Raw genomic sequence first — 13,949 nt, 5'->3', positions numbered from 1 at the left:
CTTATAGCGATTTCGTCACTTTTACTCCGAAAAATCCATCTACATTTACAAGTTCACCATACGCCACTAATACATCATTTACATAAATACGAATCGGTTCATCAATATCCTCATCTAGCACAACTGCTTCATTCTCTTGTAAACTTAAAATATCTTGAATGGTTTTCACTGTACTTCCAAATACAAATTTCACATTCATTTCTACATTTTGTAGAATGGATGTATCCATATACACTGGCTCAATTTGTTTTACTTCTTTAAATTCAATAGGTTGTACAACAGGTTCTACAATTTTTTCTTCTTCAATTTCTTCCGTAACAATCTCTTCTTCCTCTGCCACCATTGGATATAGAAGTCTTCTTACCATTTCTTTCGCTTCTGAAATCGGTAAAATTTGATACATTTTCGATTGAAGCAGGTCGCCAATTTCAAGATTGAACGTAATTTGAACGAGTTCGTCCACTTTCATTGACTCTCCCAAATATTCCATTTCTTCTTTTAAGGTTACAAATTTAACATTTGGCGGTGTCATGTCCATTTTTTCTTGAAACATTTCTGACATCGCCGTTGCAGCATGCCCCATCATTTGGTTCATGATTTCTTTAATACCGCTCAGTTCTAATTCACTAAGCTCTTTCTCTGGATCAACTTCCCCTGTTCCCATCATCATTAAATCTACCATTGTTAAAGCGACATCTTTTGTAAATACGAATACATTCTCATTCTTTAGTCCTTCAACAAAATCAACATTTAAAATAACAAACGGGACTGGTACTCCGTCATAATGACGAACATTGATTGATTCTACATTGGGCGTACTAATTGTAACTGGCTGATTTAAAAGTGTTGACAATACTGTAGAAGCGGAACCAATTGAAATATTTGCAATTTCACCAAGGACATCTTTCTCTTCTTGTGTTAAATGCTCTTTTTCAACTTGTTCTTCTACAATCTCCGTTTCCACTACTTCCGCTGGCTCGTCTTTTTCTTCTACTCCACCAGATAATTGCATTAATTTATTTACCATTCGTTTCGCATGTTCAACTGAAACAATTTGCACAAGTTTAGAGTTTACAAGATTATCTATCTTTAAATCAAACGATACTTTAACAATCGTTTGATTCCCATCAATCTCAGAAATTTTCTCCATTTCTTCTGATAACTTTACAACTTTAATTGTCGGCGGAGACATATCTACTGTATCTTGAAAGAATTCTGACATAGATGTAGCTGCGAACCCCATCATTTGATTCATCGCTTCTTGTACAGCACTTAGCTCTAATTCACCAAGTTCTTTTCCGTCTTCCACTTCACCTGTTCCCATCATCATTAAATCAGCAATGGATAATGCAACATCTTGCTTAAGGACAAGAAGGTTTTCCATATCTAATCCTTTTGTAAAATGAATGTTTAATACAACGTGTGGAACTTCGACGTCGCTTGAATCATATAAATCTACCAATTCTATGCGAGGAGCAGTAATGCTTACTTGCCTATTTAAGATTGTTGATAATACAGTCGAAGCTGAACCAAATGATATATTTGCAATTTCGCCAAGAATATCGCATTCTTGAGGCGTTAAATGCTCATTTTCTTTTTCTAGCACAATTGTGCTCGTATCCCCTTTTGTGTGTTGCTCAGGCATTTTCTCTGCCTCCTCATTTCTGTTTTTCTATCAAACGATATAAACTCTCATTTTATTTTAACAAACTTATTATATAAAACGTTAATATGTATTTATTCCCACTTTTAGATTCGTAACGATTAACCAAAAAGCTCCTAAATGTACTACCTTTTCCTTCTTCAGAATCAATAATTAAATGTCCACCTAAACTATGGATCGTATGTTTTACTACATCTAATCCAACGCCACGACCAGAAAGGTCGGATACAACTTCAGCTGTACTAAATCCTGGTTGGAAAATCAAATCAAATACTTCACGATCCGTTAATTTATTTGCCTCAGATTCTGTTACAACACCATTTTTAATCGCTTTTTCTAATACTTTCCCTTTATGAATTCCATTTCCATCATCCGTAATTTGAATAACGACATGATTTCCACTATGAAACGCTTCTAATTTAATCGTACCTGTCTCATTTTTCCCTGCATCACGACGTTGTTCAACAGTTTCAACACCGTGATCAATTGCATTACGAATTAAATGGACGAGTGGATCACCGATTTCATCAATAACAATTTTATCAACTTCGGTGTCTTCACCTGTAATTTGTAAATCGATTTTCTTCCCTAAATCTTTTGCTAACATACGTACCATACGCGGGAAACGATTGAAGACCGTTTCAATTGGTACCATACGCATGTTTAGTAGTACATTTTGAATATCTTTTGAAATATCGCCTAATCGATTTAAATGCTCAATTAACTCCTTATTTTGAATCCTTTGTGCCAATTCATCAATGCGCCCACGTTCAATTACACTTTCTTCAAACATATTCATTAATCTTTCGATTTTTTCTAATTGAACACGTATGGAACGATTTTCCACTTTACCACTTTTTGTCTTCCCATTACTTTTAGCTGGTGTAGCACTAGCAGGTTGCTTCGATATTTCTTTAGTTGATTCCACCTGCGTAGCCACTTGTATAACTTCTTGTGTAGCCAATTCTTCTGAAACTACTTCTTTTGATGTATGTCCTTGCTTCACTTCTACTTTCTCAATTTCAGAAACATGAAGCACTACTTGTTTTAATTCTTCTTCACTTTGATCAGTATCCATAAATACTGTGAACTCAAAACCGAAAGCATCTGCCTCAATTTCTTCAATACTTGGAACTGTTTTTTGTACATTCCCTACATTTTGCAGTGCCTCAATACACATGATTGCACGTACCGCTTTTAAAATAGCTTGTTGCTCGACAGTTATATGCACTTCATGTGAAACTGCATCATCATTATTTATAGGTTCTTGCTCAATATATCCAACAGGATTTTCTACATTGCCATTCAATAATGCTTCTAATTTCTGCTTAGTTGTAACTACATCAATATTGCCCATTCCGCCTTGTTGCACATCTGCAACCATCTTCTCTAGATTATCAATGCACTCAAAAATCACATCAATAATCTCCGCATTTACAACTATATTCCCATGACGAATTTCATCTAAAACGTTTTCCATTTTATGCGTTAAATCCGCCATTTCCGTAAATTCCATACTCGCTGACATACCTTTGAATGTATGGGCTGAGCGGAATATTTCTCCCACAACATCCATATCGGCAGGATTTTGTTCTAAAGTTAGCACATTTTCATTTAGTGATTGTAAATGTTCTTCTGATTCCTCAAAAAATATATTTAATAGATCTGTTTGCATTTTAATCCCCTACCTGTCTAACAAACATTTCATTTATGTATAACAATTTAGTGTTTTAAAACAAGAAAAAAGGGGGCCACACGCATATCCGCTATCAATGTTTAGATTCCTTGTGGCACCCCTTCTATATTAGCTGTTTGCTACTTTTGTTAAAGCTTCAATTACTCGATCCGCTTGGAATGGCTTTACAATAAAGTCTTTTGCTCCACCCTTAATTGCATCTAATACCATACCTTGTTGTCCCATTGCAGAACAAATAACAACTTTTGCACTTGAATCAATTTTAATAATTTCTTTTAATGCTTCAAGTCCGTCCATTTCTGGCATAGTAATATCTAATGTTACAATATCCGGTTGAAGTTCTTTAAACTTCTGAATTGCTTCTACTCCATTCTCTGCTTCACCAATAATTTCAAATTCAGAATTACTTTTTAATAAGTTTTTAATCATCGTTCGCATAAACATCGCATCATCTACAACTAAAATTTTATGTGCCATTCTTTTTAATTCTCTCCTTCTATGTATAAGTATATCTTAATATTTCATCTTATCATTCTCACTCATTATACAAAATAAAATGATAAAATTTAATATTTTTTAAAAAGAATTTTCGTATTTTTATTATTTTATTATTAAAATGATAATATACTATTCTTTTATGTAAATGACAACGCGACGGTTTTTCTCCCAATTTTGCGGTGAATCATTTGGTACAACTGGCTTTGTGTCTGCATATCCTACCGCAGCTAGCCTTTTATCATCCACATTATACACTTCGATTAAGTGGTGAATCATATTTGCTGCTCTTGCTGAAGACAGCTCCCAGTTAGAAGGGAATTTGTCATTATGAATAGGCCTACTATCTGTATGCCCTTCAACAACAATCGGATTTGGTACTGATTGGAAAAACCCAACTAATTGACTTATTATCTCTTTCGCTTCTGGTTTAACGTTCGCGTCACCCGTATCAAATATTAAATTATCTACTATAACGACGCTTACTCCCGTATCCTCTCGATATACATTCACTTGACTAATACCGTTATTATCTACATATGCTTTTAACTTTTTATATAATTCGTCCATTCTCTTTTTAGAGACCATTTTTTCATCATTTTTTTCATGTGAAATATCTGGTATTGTATTTTCCATTACTTTTGCATCTACTTGCTCCACGTCACTAAACTTTTCAAGCATCTGTGACAATTTTACTGCATCCTGCTTTGATGTAGCAACTAGTAATACAAAGAAAGTTAATAATAACATCGTTAAATCTGTAAAAGTCGTCATCCAACGAGGCGATCCCTTTTGCGGTCGTTGCATCATAACCATACCACTCCTTGAAATATTAGGCTGCTCGTTTTACTTTTTTTATCTTTGTTTCGTATACATATGTATCGAGTTTCAACTTTAATTTAGAAGGAATTTGACCGCGATATAATTCTGAAATTGCTTCAATAACAAACTTCTTCTCTGTATATAAATCTTCAATACCACGATACACTTTTTCAGCAAGAGGGATTGCAATCATATTTGCAAGTACTGACCCATACAATGTCGTTAACATCGCAACTGCCATCCCTGTACCAATTTGCGATGTGTCTTGCAAGTTTTGAAGCATAATGATAAGACCGATTAAAGTCCCTATCATGCCCCAAGCTGGAGCGAAATCGCCAATTTTATCTAGTAATGCTGCCCCTTTTCTTAACTCATACACTTCCGTTTCAACATCTTTCATTAACACTTCTTTTAATTCATCTTCATCGTAACCACTTAACATTAATCGAATTCCTTTTTGAATAAAAGGATTGTCTACTTGCTCTCCATCAACTTCTAAAGAAAGCAGGCCATGTTTTTTAGACTTTTTCGAAAAATCAACAAACAAATCCGTTAACTGTTCTAAATCTGCTTCTCTTCTATGTAAAACAGTAAAAATACTTTTCGTATATTTTTTTATTTCTCCAAATCGATATGCCACAACAATTGTCGCTGTGGTTCCCCCTATGACAATTAAAATAGATGAAACATCTAAAAAGTTTTTAAAAGCTTTTATTCCACCGCCACCAATCATAATTGCCGCTATCACTATAGCAAAACCTACTATAATGCCAACTGGGCTAGAAATGTCAAACTTCCTTTTTCTTCTTTGTGGTCTAGCTAATCCTTGATTTTCGTCTCCCATATTCCTGCCCTTCCCTTTTCATTTTTATAAAACATTTTTTTATTTTAATAATGCGTTTTCACATATAATATGTATTATACGCTTATCATCTATTTATCGCAATATACTCATAGAATTGACACATTTTATTTCCATATTAGAATTACAGTATAGAAATATGAGGAGGATCACGATGGAACATAACATTTTACAAGTCATTGCACTAGCAGAAAAACTAAAATATGAAATGCGGCATAGCTGGCTTTCTAACGGACGTCAAGAAAGCGTTGCTGAACATACGTGGCGCATGTCTCTAATGGCCATTTTAGTTGAGCCTTATTTGGATCAAAAAGTCAATGTTGAAAAATTACTTAAAATGGTTATTATTCACGACCTAGTCGAGGCAGAAGCTGGTGATATTCCTGCTTTTGATACAATGAATAGTCATGAATTACAATTACAAAAACAAATAAATGAGCAAGAAGCAATTTTAAATATTAAACGCACATTAAAAGGTTCTCTCGGTGAGGAATTATATGATTTATGGATGGAGTTTGAAGCGAAAGAAACGTACGAAGCAAAAGTTGCTAACGCACTTGATAAACTTGAGGTGAAAATTCAGCATAACGAAGCTGATATTGATACGTGGCTACCAATTGAGCATAAAATGACATTCCAAGTAGCAAAGCATACAAACTTTGATTCTTTCCTATCTAAATTACAAAAACTCATCGAGCAAGATGGAGAAAAGAAATTACTAGCTGCCGGCATTGACGTTGAAGCTTGCAAGCAATAATGAAATAAGACACTCAATATGAGTGTCTTATTTCATTATTGTTGATACAGCCTGCTTGTAAATAAGTTGTTGTTTTCCATCAACTAACATTAAAACGGTAAATTTGTCTATCGCAACAACTTCTCCTACTATTCTAACGCCACTCTTTAAAAAAACTGTAACAATACCTTTTTCTTCTTTTATTTGTTTATATAGCTCTTCTTGTAAATGTTCCAAATAATTTTCTCTCCTTTTCGCAAAATATCCTAATATAAAAAACTACAAATTATTTATGTAATTTATCTTTTACATTCATAAACTTATTAATAAGTATATCTAAATCTCGGCTAAATAACAAAACTTTATCATGTTCCAATCCATGTCTAGCAACAAGTTGGATTAGCTCTTTCTTTTTGTTTTCTATTTTATTGTGTAATTTTCCCATCTCCATCTCTTTACTAAAACTCCCTTTTCCCATAATATTACTTGTAAAATTATAGTACAAATCTTCTCATAAAAAAATATAAAAATGGCTTTTTTTACAATTTTTATATTTTTTTATGAACAAATCGCAAAATATATAACAATTTCTTCACATATCCCTAGCACAATATACAATCAAAATGACCATACAGGCGTTTGTCTAATTACAAAAGAGACTGGCTCCTTTTCCATACAAAAAACATACTGTATATAGTAGTCCATGAATTATATAGATTAACTTACTCAAAAGGAGGAAAACATATGAGCTATGGTGGAAGTTGCGCTGGTTTCGGCGGTGGATTTGCTTTGCTTATCGTACTATTCATCCTTCTAATCATCATCGGATGTAGCTGCTGGGGTGGCGGCGGATACGGATACTAATATATCCTATCCTTAACAAATGAACGAAAAACTATACGAAAACAGCTCATGTTTGAGCTGTTTTTTCATACTTTCGTATGAAGTGATATCCCTCTTTTTTGTGATTTCAACTAATAAAAAAACGTTTACTATGAAATAAGAAATATTTTACTAAGGAGGATTACAATGATTAAAGGTCTTTACGAAGCACATTTACCTGTCAGTAACTTAGAGATATCAATATCTTTTTATGAATCACTTGGACTGAAATTATATAAAAGAGGAGATGATATTGCTTTCTTTTGGATTAAAGAAAATGAAAGTTGGCTCGGCCTTTGGGAAGGCAAAGAATACAAAGTTAATTATCATCCCTCTTTACGACACATCGCCTTTCAAGTAAGCTTACATGATTTAGAAAATGCGATTCATTGGCTAAATCAAAAAGGCATTTCAGCACGAAAAGATTTCGGAATGGAACCAATTGAACCGATTGTTTTTCCAGAATTAGCACATGCCGCCGTATACTTTAACGATCCTGACGGAAATAGTTTAGAATTGATTGCACAATTACCTGTTGGACTTCCTACAGCGGAGAAAGTGTACTTAAGCGAGTGGAAAAAACAAGTTCAAGCATCATCATTACATAAAGATTAAATTTTATGTCAGTTTCTTATTCCACACTTCTAAAAACAAATAAAAACTTCAATAAACTATTTTACGGGCAAACGTTAAGTGTACTTGGAGATTGGTTTCATACTGTAGCTTTATTAACATTCGTCTATAGCATAACGGAATCTCCGTTTATGATTGCACTCACCTTTATAAGTAAAGGTTTACCACAGCTACTTCTTAGCCCTTTCATAGGCGGAGTTGTAGATCGTTTTTCTAAAAAGAAGATTCTGATTTTCACCGATATTTTACGAGGCATGATCGTCCTCACTTACTTATTTGCACTATATAAAATTGAGATTATTTTCATTTCCAATATATGTTTATCCGTACTTTCTTGTTTATTTGAACCAGCTAAACAAGCAACCTTAAAAAATATCGTACAACAAAATCATTTCGTAACCGCTAACTCTCTTTCTAGTACAATGAATGGTTTTATGTCTATTATGGGAGCTTCTTTAGGCGGGATCATTGCACAATCTTTACATATTGAGTTCGCTTTTTTAATCAACAGCCTGTCATACTTTATTTCAGCCTATTTTATTAATAATATGAGCGTCCCTTCTCATGATACTTGTAACAAGAAAAAAGCATTTTTTACTGATATAAAAGATGGTTATACATACATATTACAAACGAAAATCATTTTAACATTAATTCTTGTCGGCATTTCATGGGGCATTATCGGAGGTGCTTATCAGCTACTTCTAACGATCTATGCCGCAAAAACTTTCCACGCCAATATCGGAATTTTATATACGGTTCAAGGGGCTGGGCTTATGATGGGAAGCCTCCTCGTTAATCTTTATATGTCTCATAATAAAGAAAAAATGAAAAAAGCATTCGGTTGGGCCTATTTCCTACAAGGAATTTTCTTTCTCGGATTCATTTTGTCCGATCAACTTATTATCGGTATCATTACTCTATTCTGTATGCGCATAGCAGGAGGAATCATCGTTCCACTGGATACGACATTACTTCAAACCTACACGCACGAAAATATGATTGGTAAAGTTTTTTCATTTCATTACTCAATTTACGGTTCTCTTATACAGTTATCTACGTTCATTACAGGAGGGCTATTAGAAATCCTTTCTCCTCAAATTATTGGTAGTTTTCTAGCTATATGTTGTATTTTTGTTAGTTTTATATGGCTGTTTTTATTTTATCGCGGGGAATTTAATGAAGAATCTACCTCCACTTAATAGCATGTTTATGTACATGCTATTTTTATTTATGTCGAAATATAAAGAAAAAAGACGATTTATTTTCCTTACGTTCTAATTTTTTAGAATGTACAATAAATTTAGATTATAAGAAAGGGGATAGCATAATGTTTGACGATAGACTTACTATTTCAGCTGAGCAGCAGAAGCTTATTTCCAATGCAACTCGCATTCAAATTCTTCACCTTTTAAAAGACGAAGCACTCACTACAAAGCAAGTAGCTACTAAACTAAACAAATCTGCTGGTAGCGTACATTATCACGTTCAAATTTTATATGATGGAGGGTTACTTGAATTAGTAGACACGAAGGAAAAACGAGGAATTATTGAAAAATATTATAAAGCAAAAGCTGCTCATTTCTATATTGAAGAAAGCGGCACAGAAGGAACGAATACAGGTAGTCATATTGTTTCTCATTTATTTTTAACTCCGGAGGAATTACAACAGCTTACTTGGGAGATTACACAAGTTTTATTACGCTGGGAAAACAAAACCGCTCGTCAATCAAACTCTGAAGAGGAATACGCTATTTCCTGCAGGATTAAAAAACAATGAAAGAAAGGGCCATTTGTTCATGAAAAATAAATTATTATTATTGTCGGGAACAGGAATTTCTCGTTTAGGTGATTTTATGTATCTCATCGCTCTAAACTTAATGGTATTAAATAGCACAAACTCACCTGCTGCTGTAGCAGGACTATGGATTGTTGGCCCAATTGCCACCGTTGTTACAAAAATATGGTCTGGTAGTATAGTAGATCGATTAAACAAACGGTCCATTATGCTCATCACAGATATAATTCGAGCAGCTCTCATCGGCTGTATTCCACTATTTGATTCTATTTGGGCCATTTATATTTTTATCTTTTTGACTCGCATTGCTACATCATTTTTCGATCCAGCTTCATTTTCTTATAAAACAATGCTCATACGAGCTGAAGAACGCGCTCAATTCAACGCTTGGAATAACTTTTGTACAAGCGGGGCTTTTATTGTCGGTCCAGCTCTTGCTGGAATACTTCTCACCACGTACTCTACATCCTTTGTTATTTACTGCAACTCACTTTCATTTCTACTTTCTACTATTCTCATTTATTTCTTACCAAACATTACATTACAAACAAAGCAAAACGAAGAGGTTGCAAATACTTTCGTACAAACATTACGAAGTGATTTGAAACAAGTTTTTTCATTTGCTCGAACTGAAACTTACATTATTCTCATATTCGTTTTATTTCAAGCGACTATGCTTGTTTCTATGGCACTCGATTCACAAGAAGTTGTTTTCACAAATCAAGTACTGTTTTTATCCGATATAGAATACAGTATGCTTGTGAGTATAACTGGAGCTGCTTACGTTTCCGGTTCATTTCTTGTCTCTCTCTTTGCCAAACGATTACCAATTCAACATTGTATCGGGTTAGGGATGATTTTCACAGCAATAGGCTATGTAATTTTCGCCTTTTCAAATTCATTTATCGTCGCAGCGAGCGGTTTCATTTTACTTGGCATTTCTTCATCATTTGCTGGTACTGGCTTTATAACATTTTATCAAAATAACATCCCTGTACATATGATAGGACGTATCGATAGCGTGTTTGATTCCATAAAAAATTTCATTCAAATTTTTTTCGTTTTGGCAATTGGGGCATCCGCACAATTTCTTTCCGTTCAAATTACTGTAATAAGTAGCTCATTACTCATTCTTTTCCTTTCCTGTTTATTAGCAATCCGGGTAATGACGCCTTCACGAGAAAAATATTTTAAAGCTACAGGTTCATCACTAGAATATTAACTGCAAGATAAAAAGCGGCTATTTTGCCGCTTTTTTCCCGTATTAAAGAGCAGTAAGATCCCCGCGAAAGCAAAGAAGCTAGGCGAGGGCGGGCTGCCAGTAAAGGTCCGCTTGATGTGGTTTAATAATCAGTGGGGATGCCCTCCCACTGATTAAAGTTTCACCTTATGTTAAAATATGTATTAGATTTAATTATGTAGGAGGGCTTTTTTAAATACTATATTCATTTTCATATGTATTATATTAGTAGCTTCTATTTTACAAACAAGCACAGGTTTTGGCTTTTCTATTATGGCAACACCTTTCTTACTCATGGTATTTCTACCACAAGAAGCTATACAAATAAATATCATTTTATCGTTAATTATTTCTATATCACTCATTTGGAAAATAAGAATGGACATTGATTGTATTCTACTGAAAAGATTCATTTTCGGAAGTATACTTGGTGTTCCTTTTGGTATTTTCATTTTCATTTCCATTAACATCAACACTTTTAAATTAGCAATCAGTATCCTACTCTTACTATTAACGTTGATGTTAATATGCAACTTTAAGATTACATCAACAAAATCTAGAGATTTCTTAGTGGGCGGATTATCCGGTCTTTTAACGACAAGTATCGGTATGCCAGGACCACCCCTGTTACTTTACTTTACAGGAACTGATACGAAAAAAGAGAAGTTGAGAGCAACTACTTTAGCTTTTTATCTATTTATATATTTCATTAGTCTACTAACTCAAATACTCTTTACTGGCACAAACAAAACAATTTGGCAATCAAGTTTTTATGCTATTCCAATCGTATTTTTAGGTTTGTTTATAGGTCAAATTATTTTCAAATGGCTTAATCAACAGATTTTCAAAATATTCACATATATCCTTTTGAGTTGCACGGGTATGTATCTTCTTATTGAAAGTTTGTATTTATTATAAGTAAGTTTTTCAAAATACAAGATGCTTTAGATTTTGTAATAACATATAAATTCAAACGAATTTATTACTATATTTTTCAGTGCGGTGGAAGATTGCACATCAAAAATAAAAAACATATTTTAGAGATACAAAATCATAAATAAAATACCTAAGTTCAGAAAGTGGTATCCACATTCTGAACTTAGGTATTAACAATTTAATTATTCACTTATACTAACGTTTCATCACAAAGCTCTGTTACATTTTTAAAGTATTGCAAGTTCTCCTTCGCTTCAGTGTCATTAAATAAATTAAGCTGCTTCATTATTTCAGTAGCAAATTCAACGTACGCAGACCCTACAGCTGTTATTATTTTTCCATCAACAGTTACATCTTTATTTTGTTTATATTCCCATTCATGTAAATGCGCTAATTGTTTTTCATCTGATGTTAATGATGTTGAGAATTTCTTCTTATTAAGTACGCCTGCTGCATGTAGTAAAGATGTTCCTGCACAAATACCCGCTATCCATTTATTCTGCTTATGTAATTCGTTCACGATAGATAACAATTGTTCATTTTCTAAATGGTCAAAAATATGCCCTCCTGGCACAATAAACACTTCATAGTCTGCTACTTCAACCTGCTCGATAGAGACATGTGGTTGACACAAAAAACCACCTTCTCCTGTCACTGTTTTTCCGTCTACAGTTGCTGTTATTATTTCAAATTCCTTACTTATCAAAAATAAACTCGCTATATTCACTTCAAATTCTGCAAACCCATCAAATAAAAAGATTAAAGCTTTTTTCATATTATCCCCTCCCCCTATACTTATTCGAAGACAATCACTTTTCTCCTCCAAAAAAGGGCAAACCCGTATGCAGGTCTGCCTTTTTACTCATTTCTTATTAAATCCTTTTTCACTTAAAAACTCTTTCATATGCATTCTTTTTTCTTTAGACATAAACGAACTCATTGATTCCGTCCATGTTATGCTTTTCTTGTTTGCTGATCTTTCTTTGTAATACGAGTTCATCGTTTCATCGTATTCATTTAATAATTCATCATATTTCTTTTCATCATATCCATTTTCATGAAGGATTGCTGCTACTGGTAAACGTGGTTTCACTCCATGATCTTCATCTGGTACACCGACTGTCATTCCAAACACAGGATATACTTTATCCGGTAAATGAAGCAATTCACTCACTTCCCTCGGGTTATTACGAATGCCACCAATATAACAAATACCGTACCCTAACGATTCTGCTACTAACGCTAAGTTTTGCGCAAATAGTGAAGCGTCTACCGTTGCTACGATAAAGTCTTCTACTCCTTCATGCTTTATCTCTGTACCATGTTTTTCACATGCCATTTCAAGTCGTTTTAAATCTGCACAACAAACAAAGAATGCTGCGCAGTCTTTCACGTGACGATTTCCAGATAACTCTGCTAGTTCAGCCTTTAAGTCTGGATCTGTTACATATATAACAGAATAGGCTTGTACAAAATGCGAGGAAGCCGCATGCTGTGCAGCTTGCACCATTCTTTCTACTACATCTTTCGGAATGGATTGTTCTTTATATTTACGAACTGAAACGTGTTGCTTCATTTTATGTATGATCTCATTCATGAAAATCACTCCTTTTTCTCTTCATAATGAAAAATTAACATATCTTTTTCAATATTCACAACTTATAAGCACAAAAAGAGCAATTCTTTTTGAATTGCTCTTTTTTAAATCATTTATTAGTACGATAAATGAAATTATATTGACGATTCGACAAGGAATATCGACTTCACTGACAAATACCGACATATTTACAGCAAATTATTTCTGGTCTTATTACGCCGTTTTCAAAACTTTAATACCTTTTACGATATTCCAAATGAAGTAATAAATCCCTACAAGAATGAATACAGCATATGTGATCATCATGCCAATTCCAGCACCATCAGATTGATTGAAGCTTAAACCATATATGCCTGATAATGCTAATCCACCAAATAAGATTGCATATGGGAAAATATGTGACCAAAATGCTTTTTTCGCGTGGTATTTCACTTCATCCTCCGCAACGAAGTACACGATAATTGGTAGTAAAAATGGTGCAAAAAAGATACTAAAGTAACATAGTGAAGATAATATATTATTTCCTTTCATCCGATTCACCTCTAAATAATTTTTGTTATCTTCATTATGTCAGGAATCCATTCTAGAA

Annotated in this window: 16 protein-coding genes and 1 pseudogene; 7 read left to right on the top strand and 10 right to left on the bottom strand. The window is 33.7% G+C overall.

Features of this window, described 5'->3' with window-relative positions; all coding sequences use genetic code 11:
• Position 1 precedes the first annotated feature (1 nt).
• From ACXY7N_RS06975 to ACXY7N_RS06955, 5 genes and pseudogenes are all read right to left on the bottom strand, one after another.
• Positions 2 to 1,645 (bottom strand): flagellar motor switch protein, encoded by a 1,644-nt coding sequence (locus ACXY7N_RS06975; protein ID WP_016134060.1) that lies wholly within the window; start codon positions 1,643 to 1,645, stop codon positions 2 to 4.
• Positions 1,646 to 1,778: 133 nt separating this feature from the next.
• Positions 1,779 to 3,338 (bottom strand): annotated as a pseudogene (locus tag ACXY7N_RS06970) (Hpt domain-containing protein); the annotation flags it as partial.
• A 129-nt stretch (positions 3,339 to 3,467) separates the two neighbouring features.
• Entirely contained in the window at positions 3,468 to 3,836 is a 369-nt protein-coding gene (locus ACXY7N_RS06965) for a response regulator (protein WP_000940570.1), read from the bottom strand.
• 150 nt (positions 3,837 to 3,986) lie between these two features.
• Entirely contained in the window at positions 3,987 to 4,664 is a 678-nt protein-coding gene (locus tag ACXY7N_RS06960) for an OmpA family protein (RefSeq protein ID WP_016134059.1), read from the bottom strand.
• A 22-nt stretch (positions 4,665 to 4,686) separates the two neighbouring features.
• Positions 4,687 to 5,520, bottom strand: a complete 834-nt coding sequence (locus ACXY7N_RS06955) for a flagellar motor protein MotP (RefSeq protein ID WP_016134058.1) — start codon at positions 5,518 to 5,520, stop codon at positions 4,687 to 4,689.
• Between the two features lie 172 nt (positions 5,521 to 5,692).
• Between ACXY7N_RS06955 and ACXY7N_RS06950 the strand changes: the two genes are divergently transcribed.
• Positions 5,693 to 6,295: an HD domain-containing protein gene (locus tag ACXY7N_RS06950; RefSeq protein ID WP_088083532.1), complete on the top strand. Its 603-nt coding sequence runs from the start codon at positions 5,693 to 5,695 to the stop codon at positions 6,293 to 6,295.
• Positions 6,296 to 6,322: 27 nt separating this feature from the next.
• Here the strand turns inward: ACXY7N_RS06950 and hfq are convergent, their stop codons facing one another.
• Together hfq and ACXY7N_RS06940 are read right to left on the bottom strand one after the other, a co-directional pair.
• On the bottom strand, positions 6,323 to 6,511 hold the full coding sequence (hfq, locus tag ACXY7N_RS06945) for an RNA chaperone Hfq (RefSeq protein ID WP_071743559.1): 189 nt from the start codon (positions 6,509 to 6,511) through the stop codon (positions 6,323 to 6,325).
• A 49-nt stretch (positions 6,512 to 6,560) separates the two neighbouring features.
• A complete protein-coding gene (locus ACXY7N_RS06940) occupies positions 6,561 to 6,779 on the bottom strand; it encodes an aspartyl-phosphate phosphatase Spo0E family protein (protein WP_071743560.1) in 219 nt (72 codons plus the stop codon).
• 239 nt (positions 6,780 to 7,018) lie between these two features.
• Between ACXY7N_RS06940 and ACXY7N_RS06935 the strand changes: the two genes are divergently transcribed.
• The 6 genes from ACXY7N_RS06935 (at position 7,019) to ACXY7N_RS06910 (ending at position 11,745) form a co-directional block, all read left to right on the top strand.
• Positions 7,019 to 7,138, top strand: coding sequence for a YjcZ family sporulation protein (locus ACXY7N_RS06935; protein WP_000120179.1), 120 nt, complete (start codon positions 7,019 to 7,021; stop codon positions 7,136 to 7,138).
• A gap of 165 nt (positions 7,139 to 7,303) precedes the next feature.
• Complete coding sequence (locus ACXY7N_RS06930) at positions 7,304 to 7,771, top strand: VOC family protein (RefSeq protein WP_071743561.1); 468 nt, start codon at positions 7,304 to 7,306, stop codon at positions 7,769 to 7,771.
• 5 nt (positions 7,772 to 7,776) lie between these two features.
• Entirely contained in the window at positions 7,777 to 8,991 is a 1,215-nt protein-coding gene (locus ACXY7N_RS06925) for an MFS transporter (RefSeq protein WP_488592342.1), read from the top strand.
• 128 nt (positions 8,992 to 9,119) lie between these two features.
• Positions 9,120 to 9,569 (top strand): ArsR/SmtB family transcription factor, encoded by a 450-nt coding sequence (locus tag ACXY7N_RS06920; RefSeq protein WP_488592341.1) that lies wholly within the window; start codon positions 9,120 to 9,122, stop codon positions 9,567 to 9,569.
• A gap of 19 nt (positions 9,570 to 9,588) precedes the next feature.
• Positions 9,589 to 10,809 carry an MFS transporter gene (locus tag ACXY7N_RS06915; protein ID WP_488592340.1) on the top strand — a complete coding sequence of 407 codons (1,221 nt, stop codon included), beginning with the start codon at positions 9,589 to 9,591 and terminating at the stop codon, positions 10,807 to 10,809.
• A 219-nt stretch (positions 10,810 to 11,028) separates the two neighbouring features.
• Positions 11,029 to 11,745 (top strand): sulfite exporter TauE/SafE family protein, encoded by a 717-nt coding sequence (locus tag ACXY7N_RS06910; RefSeq protein WP_488592351.1) that lies wholly within the window; start codon positions 11,029 to 11,031, stop codon positions 11,743 to 11,745.
• Between the two features lie 208 nt (positions 11,746 to 11,953).
• Here ACXY7N_RS06910 and ACXY7N_RS06905 read toward each other — a convergent pair whose 3' ends face one another.
• The 3 genes from ACXY7N_RS06905 to ACXY7N_RS06895 all read right to left on the bottom strand — a co-directional run bounded on the left by ACXY7N_RS06905 (position 11,954) and on the right by ACXY7N_RS06895 (position 13,891).
• Positions 11,954 to 12,538, bottom strand: coding sequence for a type 1 glutamine amidotransferase family protein (locus ACXY7N_RS06905; protein ID WP_016134049.1), 585 nt, complete (start codon positions 12,536 to 12,538; stop codon positions 11,954 to 11,956).
• Between the two features lie 87 nt (positions 12,539 to 12,625).
• Entirely contained in the window at positions 12,626 to 13,360 is a 735-nt protein-coding gene (gene nfsA, locus ACXY7N_RS06900; protein ID WP_098405160.1) for an oxygen-insensitive NADPH nitroreductase, read from the bottom strand.
• A gap of 213 nt (positions 13,361 to 13,573) precedes the next feature.
• Positions 13,574 to 13,891, bottom strand: coding sequence for a magnetosome magnetite crystal formation protein family (locus ACXY7N_RS06895; protein ID WP_016134047.1), 318 nt, complete (start codon positions 13,889 to 13,891; stop codon positions 13,574 to 13,576).
• Positions 13,892 to 13,949 lie beyond the last annotated feature (58 nt).

This window comes from Bacillus sp. 5w2 (assembly GCF_054353775.1).
Note: the sequence above shows the minus strand (reverse complement) of the source record. Positions and strands in the feature narration are given on the sequence as shown.